Annotated in this window: 20 protein-coding genes and 1 pseudogene; 16 read left to right on the plus strand and 5 right to left on the minus strand. The window is 47.4% G+C overall.

Annotation, left to right across the window (positions count from 1 at the left end; translation table 11 throughout):
- The coding region (locus PAV_RS21575; protein WP_040736498.1) for an exosporium glycoprotein BclB-related protein at positions 1–694 on the plus strand (694 nt) is incomplete at its 5' end.
- Between the two features lie 103 nt (positions 695–797).
- On the opposite strand, the gene PAV_RS21580 is transcribed toward PAV_RS21575, so the two are convergent.
- A complete protein-coding gene (locus tag PAV_RS21580; protein ID WP_005549819.1) occupies positions 798–1,088 on the minus strand; it encodes a YxcD family protein in 291 nt (96 codons plus the stop codon).
- Positions 1,088–1,534, minus strand: a complete 447-nt coding sequence (locus tag PAV_RS21585) for a hypothetical protein (RefSeq protein WP_005549820.1) — start codon at positions 1,532–1,534, stop codon at positions 1,088–1,090. The genes PAV_RS21580 and PAV_RS21585 overlap by 1 nt, the downstream gene beginning before the upstream one ends.
- 148 nt (positions 1,535–1,682) lie before the next feature.
- Here PAV_RS21585 and PAV_RS21590 point away from each other — a divergent pair, with 148 nt between their 5' ends.
- A complete protein-coding gene (locus PAV_RS21590; protein WP_005549821.1) occupies positions 1,683–2,228 on the plus strand; it encodes a DUF309 domain-containing protein in 546 nt (181 codons plus the stop codon).
- 67 nt (positions 2,229–2,295) lie between these two features.
- Here PAV_RS21590 and PAV_RS21595 read toward each other — a convergent pair whose 3' ends face one another.
- Entirely contained in the window at positions 2,296–2,835 is a 540-nt protein-coding gene (locus tag PAV_RS21595) for a PadR family transcriptional regulator (RefSeq protein WP_005549822.1), read from the minus strand.
- A gap of 193 nt (positions 2,836–3,028) precedes the next feature.
- On the opposite strand from PAV_RS21595, the gene PAV_RS21600 reads away from it, so the two are divergent.
- From PAV_RS21600 to PAV_RS37395, 3 genes are all read left to right on the plus strand, one after another.
- The gene (locus PAV_RS21600; protein WP_005549824.1) at positions 3,029–4,135 is read left to right on the plus strand and encodes a CobW family GTP-binding protein; all 1,107 of its coding nucleotides are present in this window, start codon (positions 3,029–3,031) and stop codon (positions 4,133–4,135) included.
- A gap of 65 nt (positions 4,136–4,200) precedes the next feature.
- Positions 4,201–4,956, plus strand: a complete 756-nt coding sequence (locus tag PAV_RS21605; RefSeq protein WP_005549826.1) for a hypothetical protein — start codon at positions 4,201–4,203, stop codon at positions 4,954–4,956.
- 22 nt (positions 4,957–4,978) lie between these two features.
- Positions 4,979–5,191, plus strand: a complete 213-nt coding sequence (locus tag PAV_RS37395; protein WP_005549828.1) for a helix-turn-helix domain-containing protein — start codon at positions 4,979–4,981, stop codon at positions 5,189–5,191.
- Between the two features lie 304 nt (positions 5,192–5,495).
- On the opposite strand, the gene PAV_RS21610 is transcribed toward PAV_RS37395, so the two are convergent.
- Both PAV_RS21610 and PAV_RS21615 read right to left on the minus strand, forming a co-directional pair.
- Positions 5,496–6,110: a beta-class carbonic anhydrase gene (locus PAV_RS21610; RefSeq protein ID WP_005549831.1), complete on the minus strand. Its 615-nt coding sequence runs from the start codon at positions 6,108–6,110 to the stop codon at positions 5,496–5,498.
- A gap of 28 nt (positions 6,111–6,138) precedes the next feature.
- Positions 6,139–6,480 (minus strand): iron-sulfur cluster biosynthesis family protein, encoded by a 342-nt coding sequence (locus PAV_RS21615; RefSeq protein WP_005549833.1) that lies wholly within the window; start codon positions 6,478–6,480, stop codon positions 6,139–6,141.
- 170 nt (positions 6,481–6,650) lie between these two features.
- Here PAV_RS21615 and PAV_RS21620 point away from each other — a divergent pair, with 170 nt between their 5' ends.
- From PAV_RS21620 to miaA, 11 genes and pseudogenes are all read left to right on the plus strand, one after another.
- Complete coding sequence (locus PAV_RS21620; RefSeq protein WP_005549835.1) at positions 6,651–8,168, plus strand: carboxypeptidase M32; 1,518 nt, start codon at positions 6,651–6,653, stop codon at positions 8,166–8,168.
- Between the two features lie 293 nt (positions 8,169–8,461).
- Positions 8,462–9,429, plus strand: a pseudogene (locus tag PAV_RS21625) (ABC transporter substrate-binding protein).
- A gap of 36 nt (positions 9,430–9,465) precedes the next feature.
- Entirely contained in the window at positions 9,466–10,266 is an 801-nt protein-coding gene (locus PAV_RS21630; protein WP_005549838.1) for an ABC transporter ATP-binding protein, read from the plus strand.
- A complete protein-coding gene (locus tag PAV_RS21635; protein WP_005549839.1) occupies positions 10,244–11,101 on the plus strand; it encodes an ABC transporter permease in 858 nt (285 codons plus the stop codon). The genes PAV_RS21630 and PAV_RS21635 overlap by 23 nt, the downstream gene beginning before the upstream one ends.
- A gap of 161 nt (positions 11,102–11,262) precedes the next feature.
- Positions 11,263–12,249 (plus strand): aromatic acid exporter family protein, encoded by a 987-nt coding sequence (locus tag PAV_RS21640; protein WP_005549841.1) that lies wholly within the window; start codon positions 11,263–11,265, stop codon positions 12,247–12,249.
- Between the two features lie 124 nt (positions 12,250–12,373).
- Positions 12,374–12,934 carry an outer spore coat protein CotE gene (locus PAV_RS21645; RefSeq protein WP_005549842.1) on the plus strand — a complete coding sequence of 187 codons (561 nt, stop codon included), beginning with the start codon at positions 12,374–12,376 and terminating at the stop codon, positions 12,932–12,934.
- A gap of 273 nt (positions 12,935–13,207) precedes the next feature.
- Entirely contained in the window at positions 13,208–14,854 is a 1,647-nt protein-coding gene (locus tag PAV_RS21650) for a putative amidoligase domain-containing protein (RefSeq protein ID WP_005549844.1), read from the plus strand.
- A gap of 82 nt (positions 14,855–14,936) precedes the next feature.
- Positions 14,937–17,684 (plus strand): DNA mismatch repair protein MutS, encoded by a 2,748-nt coding sequence (gene mutS, locus PAV_RS21655; protein WP_005549846.1) that lies wholly within the window; start codon positions 14,937–14,939, stop codon positions 17,682–17,684.
- Positions 17,685–17,758: 74 nt separating this feature from the next.
- Complete coding sequence (gene mutL / locus PAV_RS21660) at positions 17,759–20,146, plus strand: DNA mismatch repair endonuclease MutL (protein WP_005549848.1); 2,388 nt, start codon at positions 17,759–17,761, stop codon at positions 20,144–20,146.
- 55 nt (positions 20,147–20,201) lie between these two features.
- Positions 20,202–20,996, plus strand: coding sequence for a class I SAM-dependent methyltransferase (locus PAV_RS21665; protein ID WP_005549850.1), 795 nt, complete (start codon positions 20,202–20,204; stop codon positions 20,994–20,996).
- Positions 20,971–21,927 (plus strand): tRNA (adenosine(37)-N6)-dimethylallyltransferase MiaA, encoded by a 957-nt coding sequence (gene miaA / locus PAV_RS21670; RefSeq protein WP_005549851.1) that lies wholly within the window; start codon positions 20,971–20,973, stop codon positions 21,925–21,927. The genes PAV_RS21665 and miaA overlap by 26 nt, the downstream gene beginning before the upstream one ends.
- Positions 21,928–21,963: the final 36 nt, after the last annotated feature.

Below are 21,963 nucleotides of genomic sequence, written 5' to 3' on the forward strand. Positions count from 1 at the left end.
AGGTGCAACAGGTGCGACAGGAGCAACAGGAGCAACGGGAGCAGGAGTAACCGGAGCCACGGGAGCGACAGGAGCCACTGGGGCAACAGGAGCGACAGGAGCAACAGGTGCAACCGGGGTAACGGGAGCAACGGGTGCGCCTGGACCGGTAGTGGCATCTATTATTCCGTTTGCATCATTTCTTCCAGTCTTGTTATCGACTGTGCCATGCGGTGCACCAGGAATTGGCGCTCTTATTGGTTTCGGTAACAGTGCGCCAACACCTACGATTATTGGACCTACAATAGACTTAACTGGGGGACCTGGTATACCGCTCAATCTTGCATTTACAGTTCCACTTGGCGGAACCATTACGTCTATAGCTGCATACTTCAGTGTTACAACAGGACTCTGCTTAGACTGTATGGGTGGGGTTAATCAATCCTTAACCATTCATGCACAACTGTGGCAATCAACCACACCAGACAATATATTTACTCCGATTCCGGGAACACTTGTTGATCTGCAGCCACCATTGACTGGAGTCATAACTGCGGGTGAGCATGTGAATGGATTGGTATCGGGATTAAATATCCCAGTGCCGCCTCAAACTCGTTTGCTTATGGTATTCTTCGTAACGACTTCAGGGGTTCAAGAGCCAATTGCAATTGCAGGCTATGCAAGTGCAGGAGTTACAATCCAATCAGCTCAATAGGTTTACCCTCTTAGGAAGGAAAATGAAAAACGGCAGCTTCTTGGGTCAACGATTGTCATCGTTTGACTCAAGAGCTGCCGTTTCCTATATACGTTATGTCTAATTATTGATTCGTGTCGATATCTGCCCACATTTCTTCATCAACATCAAGCTTAATCTGATGACGAAATACTCGTTGTCCATACTCGTTATTCATATACTGTTCAATGGCTTCGAGCAGATTGGATTCAACTAAGTATTGGGAACGGTCATGCACCCACACCTCAGCAGTAAACCCATGCTCTTCGTCCCAGCAGAGCTCAACGTTTACATCTTCCGGACGAACCTGCTTCCGCATTGCAATATGAAGGCATACAGCATTAATGAGCTCGTCCATAGACAGACGATATTGCATTAATTCCACCGCCCAGGGCCAGGTGTAGATGGGTTGCGTTTATTTCTGAACCTCTTCACAACCATCATAACTAGGCTAATGAGAAGGAATAATGCCATAACGTTGATCATGAGTCCTAAGATATCTCCCATGAATCCGAGATTACCGAACATGCTGCCAAACAGCATGCCGGCCAAACCACCGATCATTAAGCCTTTCATGAGGCTGCCACCACTGAAAAACCCGCGATTTTGTGTCGGTGCCGTGCTTGATGTTTTACTCTGATTCGTGTTGTCTGAACGGTTAACTTGATTATTTGTAGACTTATTTGGAGCAGGCTTGTATTTCTGCACTCCAGAGCGGAAAGAACCGCCGCGCTTGGCATCGGCAATGTCCATCATCGTCGGTGTAGTTACCGCGAAGATAAGGAAGAATGCCATAACGACCATAATCCACTTATTACGCATGAATTGCCTCCCTATTGATGTAATAATTGTTGACAAGTAGTAATACGGATTCAAGGAAATAGAGGTTTCAAATAAATATTGAAATTGATACAATAAATGAAATCAAGTTCATTGTCATATGTGCTTATTTGTAGTAAGGAGGAACGCAATGCAATATCCGGCAGCGTATATTGAATATATGGCTCATTTTCACGGGTCTCGAGATTGGTTCGAATGTCATGAAATTATGGAGGAATATTGGAAAGAGGAGTCCTCTGAGGTACGAAAGCGCCAATGGCTGGCTCTTGTTCAAATTGCTGTTGGGCTGTACCATGAACGTCGCGGGAACGTAAAAGGAGCCTTGAAAATGTTTTCAAGTGCACTGGAACATGCTGAATTCATTGATTGGGGAGCGATTGGCCTCAATGGTGAAACATTGAAAAAGGAATTGAAAGATCGGAAAGTATGGCTGATGGATTCCCAAATGGGGACTGACTGTGTACCCGATTATTCGGAGTGGAACTTCCCGATTGAGGATCCGATTTTATTAGACTTATGCACTCGTTTTTGTACGCAAAAGGGATGGGGCTGGTGCACGAATGGCAGCCATCAGGACGCAGCGATAAGAGATAGGCATTTACTTCGAGATCGCACAGATGTGATTGAAGCGAGACAGCAAGCATATGAGACCAGGAAGCAAGAGAGACGGGGGTGATGCCTGCTGAAGAGCAGGCTCCCGTCTGCATATTGAGCACGGCACGGACGGGAAACCGAATCTCTTCTTACTCGGCACCATCATGTTCTAGCATTTGAACGACCCAGCGGCACCACTCAATTTGAGCAGCTGCAAGAGAAATGGCACGGTGAAGCAAAATATAGTCGCCAAAATGCTTGGAACGAATATGTCGTTCTTTTTCTGGAACGCGATCAAGCAATTTTTCGAAATAAGCTGTCTTGGTTTCTAACTGCTTCATGCGGGTAAGGAACAACGGAATCGTAATTTCTTTTTCAGCCATCCAAATGCACTTTGTCTTTAAGCTCAACTCGTCACGTGTTGTTTGCTCCGCAGGAGGTTCCCCTAGCCAATCCAGTACGACAGATTTCCCTTGTTCTGTAATGGAGTATACCTTTTTGTCAGGCTTGTCCCGCTGTTCGATGCGTACAAATTGAACCAGTCCCTCACGTTCGAGCTTTGCCAATAGCGGGTAGATTTGGCTGTGCTTCGCTGGCCAAAACGGCTGTATGCGAAGCATAAGATCGTAACCTGAATAGGAATCGCTAGCCAGCAAGCCAAGCAGACCGTATGATAGTGTGTTTAGCAACTCTAACCCCTCCTTATTTCGATTGACCCCTTCTATCATTCCTAAAGAAATATACAATGACCATTATATGTAAAAACATACATAATAGCAAGATCGTTTCACAATAATGATATCGTTTTTTCATGTGCTTTTGAAATGGGGCAGACCTTGTCTGAACAGGGGCTGTTGCGTCGTATAGAACAAGGGGGTATGATTGGGGAGCAAGCATGATAAGGAAATGGGGTTATTGTCAATGCCATTATCACATCGTACACAAAACCGGACGATACCGGTTATTATATTATCTGGATTTTTAGGTACTGGGAAGACAACTCTTTTGAAGCAGTGGCTGCAGTGGAGCACAGAGGCTCAACTGGTTCCCGCCGTCATAATGAACGAAGTCGGCGAGGTGAATCTTGATGGCCAGCAGCTTCCGCCAGAAGTAGCCATGAAGGAAATGCTCGGAGGATGCATATGCTGTTCTTTCCGTGGTGATTTCAGTATGAAGCTGTACGAGCTTGTACAGGAGGAGAATCCTGATGTCATCTATGTGGAATGCACGGGGATTGCAGAGCCTATGGAACTAGTCGAGTCGATTACTGAAGTATCCCTTTACTCCCAGATCGTATTGACGAATATTGTGACCGTAGTAGATGTCAAGCATCTTGGAGATTTGTTGGCAGATGAATCTGGGCTGCAAAAGGCGAATCGCAAGATGGTGCGATTGCTGGAAGAACAAATCCGTGCAGCGCATATGATCCTGCTGAATAAGTCTGACTTGGCAATTGCGGATCAAATTGAACTTGTACAGCAGCAGGTACGGAAATGGAATGAACATGCGAAGCATGTCATCACCGATCACGCTGTTATGGGACGAGAGATGTGGCTTCAAAGCTGCATAAATGCCGGAGGATCCCGTTTATTCGTTAAGGATGATTTACAGTCCGACAATCAAATCGATGCCTCCGTGAGCCATGAACATAGTGAGCAGCCTATGGAACATACAAAGCATGAAGCGCATCATCATGCACATGCTCATGACTTTGTTACCGCGTGGACATACTCTTTGACGCAACCAATGGACAGTGAACGCTTTGAACAGTGGCTGTCCTCGCTGCCTGCGAACGTGTACCGGGCAAAAGGGATTGTCAGCTTTACGGACACAACGAAACGATATATGTTTCAATTCGCTTATCGAACATCTGATTTTATCCCGGTTGCACCACAAGGTGAAGTGAAGGATGTACTCGTTGTAATTGGTGAGCATTTAGATACGAATTTTTTAGAACAGACGCTCCAAGAGACAGTATTCCAGTTATAATAGTTTATTTTGCATTCATGAAGCAAGAGCAACGATTACTAATTAAACACGGAGATCGTAAAAGGATGATGCAAACCGACTTTCATCATAATTTCAATCAGTTTTTTGACGGGCTTGAAATGCAAAGAAGCGACGGAAAGCGTAATGAGCAATTGCTGCTTCCTGCACATATAGGAGAAGGCGCGATTCGAAGGTTCATTCCTCGTACGGATATCGAAGTTATTGTTTCTAAATATTCGATGCACAATGATCGAACCGTATCGCTTCGGACAAAGGCGGCTATGGTTGAGCTTCAGTATTGCCTGAAAGGTGCTCGGGAAGTGAGCATCGCCGGGGTCAAAAATGAATTTTCACCGGACAGTTGCTCACTGCAATTCATTAATCAAGCGAATGCGAGCTTTGAGTTCATTGGAAATACAACGTATCATATGGTAAGTATCGGCATCCCGATCCACACGTTTCATCATTTTATGGAGGAAAGCGACGGGACTCGAAAAATTGATTTTGCCCATATTCTGGGAATCCGCTCCTATTATTGTGAGCATGAAGCCATCACGCCAACGACAACAATACGGTTGCAACAAATATTAGACGCATCGACGATCGCTTATACCAAAAATATCGAGCTGGAATGCAGAGTAATGGAATTACTGGCTGAAGCCTTTCATCAGTTTTTCAATGAACGATGCAGCAGATCCAGAACGTTAACAAAATTGGATATGCAAAAAATAAAGGACGCAAAGGATATTATTTTGCAGCAAATGGCAGATCCTCCATCATTGCTCGAGCTGTCTAAAATGGTTGGACTGAACGATTTTTAAGCTAAAAAACAGCTTTAAAGAGATGTATGGCACGACAGTGTTTGGCTATTTACGAGAAAAGCGTTTGGAGAAGGCGTTACTTCTCCTTCAGCAAGGGAAGCTGAACGTGACGGAAACCGCATTTGAAGTAGGGTACACGAATGCGAGTTACTTCTCGGAAGCTTTTCGCCGAAAATATGGGGTGAATCCAGGAAGCGTCGTTGTAAAGCGCAATAATGATGACTGCTATCAATAAAATACATGATGGTGAGTCCACTTTTCATCTCGTTGATAATCAGTGTCAATAATCCATAAGCAAACAGGTACAACCTGTTTCAGGAAGGAGGGAGCTTATGGGTAAAAAAATATCCCTTTGTGATCAGATCCTTATTAGCTGGAGCGTTTCCGATTGGTCGAAATTACAGCGGGTCATTGGGTACCGTACCTTCCTAAATGAACAATTGTATCTCCATTGGCATTTTACAAACGCAAAAAGCTCCTGCACTAGAAAGGGAATCCCGTTCTAATGCAGGAGCTTTGCCCGTGTCTATGTAACGGAATTAGCGGGTAGCTGAGGGCGTATGGTGCCCTGGTTCCGCATCGTTGTTATCCAAGTAGCGATATCCATCTGCTATCCATTCCAATGCACCCGTATCAGGATGAATAACCATACCATGAACCGGTACATCTGAAGGGAGCAGCGGGTGCTTACGAAGCACTTGCACACTGTTCATAACCCCTTCATGGACATCATTGAAGCCTCGCAGCCAGTGGTGCAGCTTAATTCCAGAGTTCGTCAGCGTATCCAGAACAACATCCTCAACGCCGCGCTGTTTGGCCTTGTCAATAATATGTTGAGAATTCAAGCCAGTCATCCCGCAGCCATAGTGTCCGATAACGATAACTTCATCTGCTTCGAGCTCGTAAATAGCGACAAGCACACTCCGCACAACACTTCCGAATGGTTGTGAAATAATTGCACCTGCGTTTTTAATAATTTTGACGTCGCCATTTCGCAAATTCATTGCTTTTGGAAGGAGCTCGACGAGTCGAGTATCCATGCATGTAATTATGACCATTTTCTTGTCGGGGAATTTGTCCGTTAAATACTGTTCATATTCGCGTTTCTCGACGAATTCACGGTTGAAATCTAAGATGTTAGACATGTTTGACATGTTATTTCCTCCCTTACATGTTGACGCCTCATTTGTCACGGTAATCATGGCATGCGACGTGTGTGGAATAAATTTGTTGTGCACTGCTCAGCTTGTAAAAGCCGCTGCTTCCCGATACATCAAGGTTCAATTTCTCATCAAAGAACACAATATGATGCCGGTTCATAACGAATTCAAGCGGCGCATTGCAAGGTATTGGCAAGTCATCCGCGTCAGCATGTGGGATAATCCAAATTGCAGGTACTCCGTTGACGGCACAGCCGCAACCGTCCGTATCGTGTACAAGCTTAATGATTCCGCCATTTGCGGAGCTGAGACGCTGCTGGAGCTGCTGTTCTGCTGCTGCAGTCACTTGAATGGAAATTGACATCGTATCTGCTCCTTTATGGCTTAATGTTCGAGAATAAGTTGAAATAGTCATGTTAAAAATGATTCCAAAATAGAAATCGTTATTCACAATCGCTTTCGAATGTTGATTATATCGTTTTCACCGCGTATCATCAAGAAGAAAGACCATACATAAAACGAGGTGAAGTGTGCATGAATGCGCAAAATGAGGCAATCTTGCAGAAATTTCGGGATATAACAACAAAACTGAAGAGTTATGAAGAAGCATTGAGCATCATGCATTGGGATTTGCGCACGGGTGCTCCCCGCAAAGGTGCAGAGCAGCGCTCCAAAACTATCGGAGCGTTGTCCGAGGACATGTTCAAATTGTCCGTATCCGATGAGATGGGTGAATGTTTGGATGCATTGGAGCAATCCGAAGTGTTCGAGCAGCTGTCTGCTGCAGATCGGAAAATGGTTACGGATGCGCGCAAGGAGTACAATCGCAGCCGAAAAATTCCTTCGAAGCTGTATCAGGAGTATGTGGTATTGACCTCACATGCAGAAACGATGTGGGAGGAAGCGAAAGAAAAGGCTGATTTCGAGATGTTTGCTCCATATTTGCGCGACATCGTGGCTAAGACACAGCAATTGATCGATTACTGGGGTGTGAAGGATACTCGGTATGACACGCTGCTTGATATGTACGAGCCAGGAATGACAGTAGAGAAGTTGGATGCCATTTTTGGCAAGCTAAAAGAAGGTCTCGTACCTCTTGTTCATGCTGTGCAGGAGAAAGGCGAACAACCGGCTCATGATTTCTTGCATCTCGATTACGCAATCGAACAGCAGAAGGAAATTAGCCAGCATCTGCTGAAGGAAATGGGATATGATTTCGAGGCAGGCCGCTTGGATGAAAGTGTGCACCCGTTCATGATCGGCTTGAATTCGGGGGACGTTCGCATTACGACGAACTATAAGACGGATGATGCGGCAAGTGCAATATTCAGCTCTCTGCACGAGGGCGGTCATGCGCTGTATGAGCAGAACATCAAGAAGGAATTTGACGGCACGCCGTTATCTACTGGAACATCAATGGGAATTCACGAGTCGCAATCCCGATTCTGGGAGAACATGATCGGACGCAGCCGTCCTTTCTGGAATCGCTACTACAGTGAACTGCAACGCTTGTTCCCTGAACAGTTGAACGAAGTGGATGTGGATACCTTCTATCGCGCCGTCAACCGCGTGGAGCCGTCCCTGATCCGTACGGAAGCGGATGAAGTGACGTATAATTTGCATATTATTATCCGTTACGAGATTGAGAAGATGTTGTTCAACGAAAATCTGCCAGTTGAGGATCTTCCTCGTGTGTGGAAAGAAAAGTACGAGTCTTACCTGGGTGTAAGTCCGAGCCATGCTGGCGAAGGCGTGCTGCAGGATGTGCACTGGTCAGGCGGCGGATTCGGCTACTTCCCATCGTATTCGCTTGGCAATATGTATGCCGCGCAAATGATGCATACGATGCACAAAGCACTTCCGAATTTGGAAGCACTTGTTGAAGAAGGGAAATTGGAGCCGATCAAGGAATGGTTGACTGAACAAGTATATCAATATGGCAAACTGTTAACCCCTTCCGAAATCATTATGAAAATAACAGGAGAGGCATTGAACCCGCAATATTTAGTTGATTATTTGACGAAGAAGACCAACGAAGTGTACGGCATGTAATCGAATCGATTTCGTAATAAGAACGCAGTCCTCTAGGGGACTGCGTTTTTTGGTGATATCCATTGTCTGATGATTGATATCCGATTGCGGGCAAATAACCAATTCAACTATGCGTGCATACAATGCTATAACCGAACAACAGGGCAGATTCAATTGCAGCCGTGTACTTCGTTTACTCGATCTCGATTGAACAGCTCGATGCAGGCTAAGTGTAAAGGTTCATACTACCCATTTCAGATAAGGAGGATAGATATCGGGTGAGACACAAGTGGCGATTAAGCGCCTTGGCGTTTGTGGTTTTTACTGTGCTGGTGCTAAGTGCGTGTGGCTCCGACAATGGTTTAGTGAAGATTAAGGTCGGAGAAGTGACGCGTTCTATATTCTATGCCCCAGAATACGTTGCGCTTGGCAAGGGCTTTTTCAAGGAAGAAGGATTGGACGTAGATCTGCAGACGACCTCTGGCGGAGACAAGACAATGACTGCGCTGCTCTCAGGAGGTATTGATGTTGCGCTCGTCGGGTCAGAAACATCTGTTTATGTAGCACAACAGGGGGCAGAGGATCCGGTTATCAACTTTGCCCAGCTTACACAGACAGACGGGACATTCCTTGTTGCTCGAGAGAAGCAGGACAATTTCGATTGGAATCAACTGAAAGGCAGTGTATTTCTGGGTCAGCGTAAAGGCGGAATGCCACAAATGGCAGGTGAGTTTACGCTGAAGAAACACAGTATTGATCCGCAAAAAGACTTGAAGCTGATTCAAAATATCGACTTTGCCAATGTAGCGACTGCTTTCGCTTCAGGAACTGGCGAATATGTGCAGCTCTTCGAGCCGCAGGCTTCCATTTTTGAAAAAGAAGCCAAAGGTTATGTTGTGGCATCATTTGGCGTAGAGAGCGGCAAGCTTCCTTATACGGCTTTCATGTCCAAGCAAAGCAACCTCTCAAAAATAAGGATGCCATTCAAAAGTTCACCAATGCGATTTATAAAGCACAGCAATGGGTTGAAAAACAATCCGCTGAAGAAGTGACAGATGCCATCCTTCCTTACTTCAAGGACGCTGATCGGAATATTGTTGCGAGTGCTGTAAAGCGTTATAAGGATCAGAAGTCGTATGCTACAGATCCGATACTGGATGAGCAGGAGTGGAATCACTTGCTGGATGTTCTTGACTCAGCTGGAGAGTTGAAAGCTCGCGTGCATCACGAACAAATCGTTAACAATGAATTTGCTAAAAAAGCGATCCAGCAGGTGAAATGACGGATGCCATCATCTCATTCGAAGGGAGGCGCCTCAATGGTACCAGCTGTAGAACTATCTCGCGTGACTCATGTATATGTGACGGATCGTGAAGCCAAGCTGGCGGTTAATGAACTAACTGCCTCAATTATGCCTGGCGAATTTGTCAGTTTAGTTGGTCCGAGCGGCTGCGGCAAGACGACAATCCTTTCTATTATTGCTGGCTTGATGAAGCCAACTTACGGTCATGTAAAAGTATACGGGGAGCAAGTGAGGGGCACTTCATCCCATGTCGGCTATATGCTTCAGCAGGACTATCTATTTCCGTGGAGAACCATTCTGGACAATGCATGTATGGGGTTGGAGCTTACGAAGCAGTTGACCTCCGAGATGAAAGAGAAAGTGGTTCAACTGCTCAATGGAATGGGACTTGAAGGGACAGAAAAGTTATTTCCTCATCAATTGTCCGGCGGAATGCGCCAGCGAGTTGCGCTTGTACGGACATTAGCAACGGAACCAGAGCTGATGCTGCTGGATGAACCATTCTCGGCCTTGGATTATCAAACAAAGCTGCAACTGGAGGACTTAATTGTAGAAACCTTAAGGCTGCGGAACAAGACGGCTATTCTAGTCACCCACGACCTATCAGAAGCGATAGCGGTGAGTGACCGGGTCATTGTATTAAACCGCGATCCAGGCAGCATTCGCCGCACATTCATTATACCTGAGTCCATTCGCAAATCCCCGCCATTCTATGCTCGAGAACAGGCGGGATTTAATGATCTTTTCCACGACCTGTGGAAAGAGCTTGAGGAGTCAGATCGGAGGGAAAGCAATGGCCCGACACTCGGAGTTTGATGATTCGACGCCCCCGTCCCATTCTTCGGACAATACGGAGCAGCTTGTAGCATCGACCTACTCGCAATATCGCGCGCGAAGACGTGCACTGTCAACTTCAGTAATGGTGACACAGGTTGTGATCCTGGTCGCCTGTATTGCTTTGTGGGAGATTGCAGGACGACTGAAGTGGATTGATGTCCTGTTATTCAGTTATCCAAGCAAGGTAGGCGCTCAAATTGTGCAGGATGTAATGAACGGCTCCATCTGGCCGCATCTGGGGATGACTGTAGGGGAGACTATTGTGGGTTTTGTGCTCGGTACGGTATTCGGTACGCTGCTTGCCGTACTGATTTGGTGGTCGGAATTTCTCGCCAGAGTGCTTGATCCATATATGGTTGTCTTCAACAGTATGCCGAAGGTCGCGCTTGGCCCTTTGTTTATTGTCGGATTCGGGGCTGGATTCACGGCTATTGTCGTGACAACTTTATCGATTACGGTGATCATTACGACGATCGTTGTATACAATAGCTTTCGCGAGGTCGATCCGAATTACGTGAAGGTTGTCCAGGTATTTGGTGGTGGGAAAAGGACGATATTTCTCAAGGTTATATTGCCTGCTTCATTTCCTGCCATCGTATCTACATTGAAAGTAAATGTAGGGCTTGCATGGGTAGGCGTTATCGTTGGCGAATTTCTTGTATCCAAGGTCGGACTTGGATATTTAATCATATATGGATTTCAGGTATTTAATTTTACACTGGTCATGTCCTCGCTTGTCATTATTGCGGTTGTGGCCACCCTGATGTATAAGGGAGTCGCTTTCTTAGAACGTAAAATCGTAAATCGTGCCTAATTGCGGCGTACAATAGCCGTAGACGAGAGGGTGCTTGATATCTCGGGGAATGCCAATGAATGGCATTCCTCTTTTTTTGCAACACGTTATCTGAGTCGATATAATGAACATGTATCATAGTAAAATTACATCAGGGTTACATTGAAGGAGCGTTCTTACACATGGTGTTCGGATTTGTTGGTATTCGTGTCATTAAAACGGCGATCGCCTCTATCCTAGCGATTATTGTTGCCAATCTTGTAGGGGCGATGAATCCGCTGGGAGCGGGGCTGCTTGCCATTCTCGGTGTGGATGTCACCCGCAAGCGCAGCATACGGACGGTGTCGGCACGGTTCATGGCGTCGGTTGTCGGCTTGCTTCTTGCTTCATTGCTGTTCGGGCTTCTCGGCTTCGAGCTATGGGTGCTGGCATTATACATATTAGTGGCGTTTCCGATTATCGCAAAGCTCAATTTCAAAGAAGGAATCGTAACAAGCTCAGTCGTTGTGTTTCATATCTATGGGGCCGGAACATTAACGCTGCACGGTGTATTGAATGAGATGTTGCTGCTGGCAATCGGGCTTGGCGCGGCCAGCATTGTGAATCTGGTATATATGCCAAATGAAGAAGATAAGCTTGTCCGGATCAAAAAGGAAGTAGATGCTTACTTCTCTCGCATATTCACCCAAATCAGCAGTAACTTGCGGGATACGACTTATGTATGGGACGGGCATGAAATTATTGATGCAGATGAGAAAGTGGATGAGGGGATCTTTATCGCGTCCAAGGCGCTGGAAAATCGTCTGATGCGTACGGAAGATATCCATGCAGATGAACAATGGCTGCTCTATTTCTATATGCGCAAAGCGCAGCTTGAGAATGTGCAGGGGATTTTGCAGCTTCTCTCCCAAGTGTATCAATCATTTCCTCAGTGTTATTTGGTGGCGGATGTGTTCGATCAATTGAGCGAAGATGTGAAGGAGCCGCATTATACAGGGAAAACAGAACAGCTTATTAATGAGTTGGACAAGGTATTCCGTCAAATGGATCTGCCGGCAACAAGAGGTGAATTTGAAGTACGAGCGGCAGTCTTGCAAGTAATTCGTGAGCTGCAGCAATATTTGAAGATAGCGAAAAGAGATAAGAAACAACTTCGCCTTGGCGTATAACCCGCGCCAGGCCAGCATTTCGCTACTCTCAAAAAATGAGTCAACTCTGATAAAATTGTTGTCACCCTAGACGAATGTCCTGCATACACTTTAATTGAATGATTGTATGGAGGAGGTCCACAGGATGGCAAACATAGAAAAACACCACTGCCGGGAAATCATCACGAAAGCAATCTGCGGCAAAGGTCGTAAGTTCTCTGTCGTCACACATACCGTCTCTCCGCCTAATCATCCGACAAGCATATTGGGGGCATGGATCATAAACCATCAATATGAATCGGTGCGGGCAGGAGACGGCATTGAAGTAATTGGTACTTACGATATCAACATCTGGTATTCATACGACAACAATTCCCAAACTGACGTTGCGAAAGAAACGGTGTCGTATGTAGATCTCGTTCCGTTGTCGTATGTAGATCCGAAACACCGCTCTTCCACTGTCGAGGTATCTGCCGATGCGGTTCAGGAGCCGAACTGTGTGGAAGCAAGTGTATCTTCTCATGGGCGCGGTGTGACCATTCGTGTTGAACGGGAGTTTCTGGTGGAAATGGTTGCAGAGACAAAGGTATGTGTCCTCGTATGTAAGGACGGATGCAGTGATTTCGAAGACAAGGACTTTGATTTTGGCGTTCAGGACGAGAGCTTCGACGATTTGGAACCGGACTTGACGGATGAGGAGTTGTAATTATCGCCGCAGGCCCTGACCGCTTGCGGCGGTTTCTTATTTCCTTTTTGGATACTCTCAACCAACATGCGCATGGTGGGTGAGCTGCTGCAGTACCTGTGCCTATAAACTTGATGATATACCCACAGGATATGCAGCAAAGGAATGATTGTAGAGGGCGGGAGCCCTCCTTTTTTTGGATTCAAAACAAAATACATAACAACTTGTTGAAGACACGATGAAGCATGGAAGGTACGAAGCTATCTATTTGCCGGCTGTGAAGGAGATGGAGGCATGAGCCGAGACCTTGTTAGCGATGAACGGGTAATTGTCGTCACGGATAATCGGGAAGCAGCGGATATATGGAAGCAATACAGAGTGAAGACGATTGCCCAGTCCAAATTTAAACGGGCAGGTGCCCAGTCCATTGCAGTGAAGGAACATGGTAAGGTTGTCGTTTGGTGGAATCGAAACATGGCGCTGCAGGCTGTAATGGATTACAATGCTGCCTTCCGTCATCAAGCGGAGTCAGGAACAATTGTACTCAATCGCTATGCTTCTTATTGGAAATCAGGCTCCATGCGTGAACGCTTGAAGCTGTGGGGACTCCCTGTCGCAGAATGGGCCACGTGGGCAGATGAATTGCCGCCGAATTCGGGACGGCATTATGTACGCACGATCTGCTTCTGGGTGAATGGCTGCCGAATTGTCGCTGCCGCACAGAGCATCAACCCGCCGCAGGGGGCGCCTTTGTATCATCCGCTTGATGATTGGTCCAAGCCGCCGTATCGACGGTTGGCTCGGTTGGCGCTGAGAGCAGCGTATGCCGTAGGCTGGGACATCGCATCGGTCACACTGCGCTGTACTTCCTCTTCCGCGGAGGAAGGAGTGACAGAATTGCCAGCTGGGGTATTGGATGAGCCTCAGCTTGGTGATGTCATTGTGCATATCGATCCTGTGCCGCAGCGCATGCCGGCATGGGTACGAGAAAGATACGCGGCAGTATGGCAGGAAGAGTCGATTGAGCAGGTACAAATTCAGGACAGGAGTTCGGGGATCAAGCTCGGAATGGATGTCGAATTAATTTTGTATGATACCCGTTTAGCCAAGATTATTTCCGCTGCGCGTTACTTGCCGAAGAGTGGTGCTGCAGGCTGTGATGCAGTACGTCTGCAAGGTCGCATTCTATTTCCACTTATGGAGCTGCGTCCTGAACCTGCTGAACGGCCTGCACAGCTTGTAGAACATGTACGCAAGGCGGTGCAGCTTGCTGAGAACATCATTAAGGGTAAACACAGTTCGAGCATGCAGACACCCAATCTGGTTTGGCTCGGTGGCTCATGTCCACGAGGAAGGTTTTCGTTAGGGGGCCACATCCATGTTAGCGGGGTTGCTCTAACCTCGGACTTGATAAGAGCCTTGGATACCTATGTCGCATTCCCGCTATCATTCATTGAACAGCCCTCTGGTTCGAGAAAAAGGCGCCCAGGATACGGAACCTACGGGGATGTTCGCGAGCATGACCACGGCGGAGCAGGCGGATTTGAATACCGAACGCTCCCGTGCTTCATTTTTACTCCAGCATTGACGTTAGAGATCCTAACTTTGTTCTATACGGTAGTAGTATGTTATCCAAGGCTTACAAGGCGTGACAGTGTACGTCAGGACGTGATTCAGGCATTTTTGTACGCACACGCTGCAGAGAAGGATATTCAATATGAAGGTGCAGGAAAGCTGCCAATGCGCCAATTGGCGATCGAGCTCCTGGATGAATTGCTGTGTGAAGCTGTGAAAAGCAAGAATGAGCGGCGGACAGATAATAGTAAGAGTGTACAATGCGAAGTCGAAAAATCCATTCAATCACTCCGCAACCGAATTTGTGCTAAATGGACATGGGACGAGAATGAGGATTTGCGAAATGCATGGCTTGATATCCAGTGAGCGGTGACGGCGTGAAATGCGCGTGAGTCGCCGCTCCTTTTTTGCTATAATAAAATTCTACTTATGTTATCGGAGGGTGTTTATGGTGAAGCTGACACCGATGATGGAACAATACTTAAGCATCAAGGAACAGGTTAAGGATGCCTTTTTGTTTTTCCGCCTCGGGGATTTTTACGAGATGTTCTTTGACGATGCTATTCTAGCATCAAAGGAATTAGAGATTACACTGACGGGAAGAGGCAGCAGTGGAGCTGAGGATCGAATTCCAATGTGCGGAGTGCCTTATCATTCAGCAGATAATTATATTCAACGTTTGATCGAAAAGGGTTATAAAGTAGCGATATGTGAGCAGGTGGAGGATCCAGCAACAGCTAAGGGTGTCGTCCGCCGTGAAATCGTTCGAATCGTTACGCCGGGCACCGTAATGGAAGGCAAACTGCTTGATGACAAGACGAATCACTATCTTGTGTGCCTCTCACAAGGAAGCACGAGCAATGCCTTGGCAGCTTGCGACCTGTCCACGGGAGAAATGATTGTAACATCTGCGCCTATTGGACAATCCTGGATAATTGACGAGCTGAATGTCTATATGCCGACTGAAATCATTGGTCATGCAGCACTGCTTCAAGAGGCAGAGCCGCTGACGAAGTCATGGAACCGTTCTGTTCTTCTTACGGAGTGGAATCGCCAGGATGAAGCCTTGGCACGCCAGCAATTTGGAGAAGCAGTCTGGACTCGTCTGGAGGATGAACGGCAGCAGGCGCTTGCGATACTGATGGGCTATTTGCAGGAAACTCAGAAGCGCTCATTAAGTCAGCTGACGAACATTCGAACCTATGATCCCGATCAATATTTGGTGCTTGATCCATTTACGCGCCGCAATTTGGAGCTTACGGAGACGGTACGCGAGCGTGCGAAGAAAGGCTCCTTGCTCTGGCTGCTTGATCGTACGGAGACATCGATGGGGGCAAGACTTTTGCGCCGCTGGATAGATAAACCGCTGATGAATCGGAACGTGATTGAGGAACGGCTGGAAGCCGTCGAGACACTGTATCATCATCTCATTTGGAGAGAAGAACTGCGTGAGCAATTGTCCTCGGTGTACGATCTGGAGCGGCTCGTAGGCCGCATTGCCTTCGGAACGGCGAATGGACGCGATCTGGTTGCCCTAAAATCTTCACTAAGTCAAATTCCAATGCTGAAGCAGCTTTGCGAACAGACCTCGTCTGCCACGCTGCTCCGTGATTGGATTGATAGCGCTATTGTGGACGAGCCGCCTGTATCAGTCCGAGATGGGGGGCTTATTAAGCCAGGTTATGATGAATATCTCGACCAGCTGCGAGAAGCGAGTGTGAACGGCAAGCGCTGGATCGCCGAATTAGAGCGGAAAGAGAAGGAGTCAACCGGCATTAAGTCGCTGAAGATCGGATACAACAAAGTATTCGGTTACTACATTGAGGTAACGAAGTCGAATTTGTCCTCGCTTCCAGAAGGGCGATACGAGCGCAAGCAGACACTGGCCAATGCAGAGCGGTTCGTTACTCCTGAATTGAAGGAGAAGGAAGCACTGATTCTCGAGGCAGAGGATAAGATGCTCGGCTTGGAATACGAGCGGTTCAGTGAGCTGCGTCAACGAATCGGCAGCGAGATTCGTCGTCTGCAAGCCTTGGCAGAAGCGGTTGCTGAAATCGACGTCTATCAATCCCTTGCGGCAGTAAGTGCAGCAAGGAGATATGTTCGTCCGGAATTAACGGAACAGCTGGATATGCATATCAAAGAAGGCCGTCATCCGGTCGTTGAGGCTGTCATGCAGGGCGGAGACTTCATGGCGAACGATACAGAGCTGACCGAGCAGGATGCGACGATGCTGCTGATTACAGGGCCGAATATGGCCGGTAAAAGCACATACATGCGTCAAGTAGCCCTTATCTCGATCATGGCGCAGATTGGCTGTTTCGTTCCTGCAGAACGGGCATCAATGCCGATTGTCGATCGGATCTTCACGAGAATTGGGGCTGCGGATGACTTAATAGGCGGACAGAGTACGTTCATGGTGGAAATGATGGACATTCAAGTGATGACAGAAAAGGCAACGCGCCGCAGCTTGGTTATTATCGATGAGCTGGGTCGTGGGACGTCTACAAGTGAAGGGATGTCGATTGCCCAGGCTGTAGTGGAGTATGTCCATAATCGAATTGGCTGCAAGGCGCTCGTTTCGACCCATTTCCATGAGCTGGCTCATATGGCCGATCGTCTGCAGCGCTTGAAAAATGTATGCATGGCTGTGCAGGAAAGCGGCAATCAAGTTACTTTCCTCCGCAAGCTGGTTTCGGGCGCGGCAAGTACAAGCTACGGCATCTATTGCGCGCGTTTAGCCGGGCTGCCTGATCAGATTATTGATCGTGCGTATGACCTGCTAAGTCATTACGAATCTGCTGATCGGGACAATGTACAGCCGTTAACATCAAACACTGAAGGCGAGCGCCCTGAGAATCATGTAGAGCAGCTGTCCTTATTTGGCTGGGATCAGACGGCAGTATCAGCGGAACCACCTGTTGTAAAGGCTGAGAAGAATGATGAGCACGTACTAGAAGCTGGAGATGAATATTTGCAGCAAAATGGTACGGAGAAATTCAATCAAGTTGAGCCGCAGCAAAGCCAACAGCTTGAGGAGCAAAAGTTTTCAGCCGAACATGCGGCGGAAGTGACTGCTATGAAGGAATTCATCGGCTCCTTAACGGATGTGGATGTAATGTCAATGACCCCTCTGGAAGCTATGAATCAACTGCATGACTTAATGAAGCGGGCTCGTGAAATGATTCGTAAATGACCTGATATTTTTTGAAAATGATTCGTTAATGGTGAATATTTCTATCAGAGTCGGGAGCTAGGGAGGTGTCAAAAATGGCCATTATTAAAGTGTTGGACGAGCATATTGCCAACCAGATTGCCGCTGGCGAGGTGGTGGAGCGGCCTTCTTCAGTTGTAAAAGAATTAGTTGAGAACTCGATTGATGCAGGAGCAACACGCATTGATGTGTCTGTAGAGGAAGGGGGCTTGCAGCTCATCCGAGTCAAGGATAATGGCTCTGGTATTGGTGATGATGACGCAGAAAATGCATTTTTGCGGCATGCGACGAGCAAGATTCAGACAGGAAAGGATCTATTCTCGATTCGCAGCTTAGGGTTCCGTGGAGAGGCACTGCCGAGTATTGCGGCTGTTGCCAAGGTAGAGCTGGTAACGTCAACAGATTCGAGCGGCTTAGGCAGACGCCTTGTTATTGAGGGCGGCACGATTAAATCGTTTGAACCAGCACAATCCATGCAGGGAACGGAAATCACGGTTCGCGATTTATTCTATAATACGCCAGCGCGGTTGAAATATATGAAGACGATCCAGACAGAGCTTGGCCATATCTCTGATTTAATCTATCGTTTGGCAATGTCCTATCCCAATATCGCGTTCACCCTGAAGCATAATGAGCATACGCTGCTGCAAACAATCGGTAATGGTGATTTGCTGCAGGTTATCGCTTCTGTGTACGGTGTTCAGACAGCAAAAGGGATGTTGCATATTAAAGGGGAGCATTTGGATTTCGAGGTGGAAGGCTATATTGGCAAGCCTGAGCTGACTCGTTCGAACCGCAATGCGATGTCATGGATGATAAATGGCAGATATGTAAGAAGCTTTCCACTGAATCAAGCGATTCTTCGTGCATATCATACGTTCTTGCCCATTAATCGCTATCCAATGCTTGTGCTTCATGTTAACATGCACCCCTCGCTAGTGGATGTCAACGTACATCCTGCCAAGCTGGAGGTGCGCTTTAGCAAAGAAGCCGAGCTGTGTGCCTTCATTGAAGAAACCGTGAAGACATTGCTGCACAAGCAGCGTCTTATTCCAGAAGCTGCTCCCGCAAAGGCTAAGGTACGAACGTACGTGGAGCAAGCGGAGCTGCAATGGGAAGCGGCAGAGACGATTGCAGCGAATCAAGAAAAGCAGTTGAAGCCGATGGGAGCGCTGGTCATAGCATCTGATTCGTCATCAGATTCATCTTCGGCAAAGGAATTTTTTCAAAATTCTGCTAATGAGACTCGGATATCCAATCAGTCAATCGTAAATCGCAGCCAAGAATCCGCTGAGAATCGGGAACAGAATAAAGGCAATGATTCTTCTGGTATCGCTTCTAATGATTCCGAATCTTCCATTGATTCCTCTTCACAGCGTCGTGCAGTTGTAAGGGAACTGGCAAACCGTCCTGAAAGGCTGGTGGAAGGAAGCGAAGCGAAGATTCTGTTGCAATCAGAAATGAGCGCTGATGCAACCACTAATGCAACCACTAATGCAAGCACTGATGCAAACTCTGATGCGGCTATACAGCCTGAAGCTTCCGCGATTGGCAATGAGGATGCTGTTGACAGACCAGAAGTACATCAACAAGCAGCAGATCATGGTGTGCGCTTCTCTGTACCCGATGAGTCTGCAAGTTCGCAATTGTCTGCGAACCGCATTGAGTCGGGTGAAAGCATTCGAGAGCCATCGACCTCCTATGCAGGCCGCAGTGCAGGGGCTTCGGATTCGAAGGCGAAGTCATATCAGTCGTATCCAAATTCGAAGCAGCAAGCCGGGCAGTCCACAACGAAGGCTGGCACGGAGAAGTGGAAGGAATGGTTGACCGAGGAAGGAAGCGCAGACAGTGCAGCATTGCCGAAATTCCCAGCACTATCTTATATCGGTCAGCTGCATGGCACATATTTGATAGCATCGAACGAAGAAGGACTGTATTTAATTGATCAGCATGCTGCGCATGAACGAATCAATTATGAATATTATTTTGAACGCTTCGGCAAGCCAGTAGAAGCCTCTCAAGAGCTGCTTCTACCAATTACGCTGGAGTTTACGCCTGCTGATGCTGAGCGTATCCGCTCACGCATGCATTTGCTGGAGCAGGTTGGTATCGTGATGGAGCCGTTCGGCGGGCAAACGTTCCTGATTCGTTCTCATCCATACTGGTTCCCTAAGGGGGAAGAAGCCAATATCATTCAAGAAATGACAGATTGGGTGTTGAACGAGAAGGCGCCCGATATTGCGAAATTAAGAGAAGCCTCAGCAACGATGTGCTCTTGCAAAGCATCGATTAAGGCGAATCAGCGCTTGACAGCAGCTGAGGCAGAGACGCTGTTTGTAAGATTGGGAACATGTCGTCAGCCATTTACATGCCCGCACGGAAGACCGATCGTTATTCGATTTACCACATACGATCTGGAAAAAATGTTTAAGCGGGTAATGTAAGAAAGGCGAGGATTTGTAATTCCCTTTCCCCAGCGTATATAATGAGGAGGAGCAAATGATAGTCACGACAGGCGAGTATACGTCACCAGAGCTAAAAGAGCGGGCACGGAAGATGGCCAAGCTGTTCGGATGGCACTATGCTGAACGCCGGAATCAGACATTGCCTCGCATGCAGCGCAGATATGGCGACGATGAATTTCTCGTCTACCTAAATGATTGTGTACGCTATTTAAAGCTAGGCAGCACTGAGTTGACCTATCACCCTAGTATGGCCTATGTGCGGGCAAAGCGCATTTTGTCCGGTGATGCAGATGGAATGATAACTGCGAGCGGCATTCAGCCTGGTGATGAGGTATTGGATTGTACGGCCGGACTTGCAGGCGATGCGCTGGTGTTTGCCGTTGCGGCGGGCCCGAACGGTCGGGTTACTGCCTTGGAGAGTGAGCCGTCGCTGTTCGCGCTCGTACATGAAGGGCTGCAGCTGTATGAAAGTGGTGTTGAAGAGGTTACCCAGGCAATGCGTCGAATTCAAATGAAGCAGGCCGATCATCTAAGCATGCTCCGCTCACTTCCGAGCCGTTCTGTAGATGTGGTATACTTCGATCCTATGTTCCGTTCTCCTGTAACGAGCTCAGCATCGATAGATCCGCTGCGGACGATGGCGAACCATGAAGCCTTGACGCACGAAGCGATTAAAGAAGCTTGCCGCGTAGCTCGCAAGAGAGTGGTCATGAAGGAAGTAAAGAACAGCGAAGAATTTGCCCGGCTAGGATTTACCCGTGTGTTACCGTCCGGAGCGAAATTGGCATATGGGGTGATTGACATTGCCGGAGGCAACGATAAGGAATAAACCGAAACTACTTGTACTCATTGGTCCGACTGCAGTTGGGAAAACGAAGCTTAGTCTTGACTTGGCTAAGGAGTTCCAATGTGAGATTATATCTGGTGACAGTATGCAGGTATATCGGCAAATGGATATTGGCACAGCAAAACTTCCGGTGGGGCAGCGCGAAGGAATTCAGCACCATTTGATGGACATATTGGATCCGGATGAACCGTATTCCGTCGCCGATTTTCAATTACAATGTCGCAATTTGATCGATGAGATAACAAGCCGCAATCATACCCCATTTATCGTTGGGGGAACGGGACTCTATGTGGAATCCGTCTGCTACGGTTTTGAATTCAGTGATCACGGCGCAGACGACGCATTTCGCCAAGAAATGGTGGAATTTGCTGTTGCTCATGGCAATGAGGCATTGCTGGAGCGCTTGCGCGAAGTGGATCCCGAATCAGCGGAAAGACTGCATCCAAACGATCAGCGCAGGGTAATCCGAGCCTTGGAAGTATACCATCTCACAGGCGAACCGTTATCGAACCAACTGGCTCGTCAGAAGAAGGAATCTCCGTTCGAGCTTTGCATCATAGGTTTGACAATGGATAGGCAGATGCTATATAAACGAATAGAGGCAAGAGTCGATATGATGATGGAGGAGGGGCTGGTGGAAGAAGTGCGCCAACTGCTTGCACAGGGCTACTCACGAAATCTGGTATCGATGCAAGGTCTTGGCTACAAAGAAATCGCAGCGTATGTTGAGGGTGAAATGTCTTTGGATGCTGCCGTTGAGCTGCTCAAGCGCGACACGAGAAGATTTGCAAAGCGCCAGCTCTCCTGGTTCCGTCACATGAAGGACATTCACTGGGTTGATGTCACGGATTCAGAACGTGCGGATCAACAATTTGAAAAAATTTGTAAGCACATAGCAGGAAAGTTTCGATAACAGGTTGAATATATTTCAACACAATCTCATGATTAT

Origin of the sequence: Paenibacillus alvei DSM 29 (assembly GCF_000293805.1) — a bacterium.
In the GTDB taxonomy this organism is placed as follows: Bacteria; Bacillota; Bacilli; order Paenibacillales; family Paenibacillaceae; genus Paenibacillus_B; species Paenibacillus_B alvei.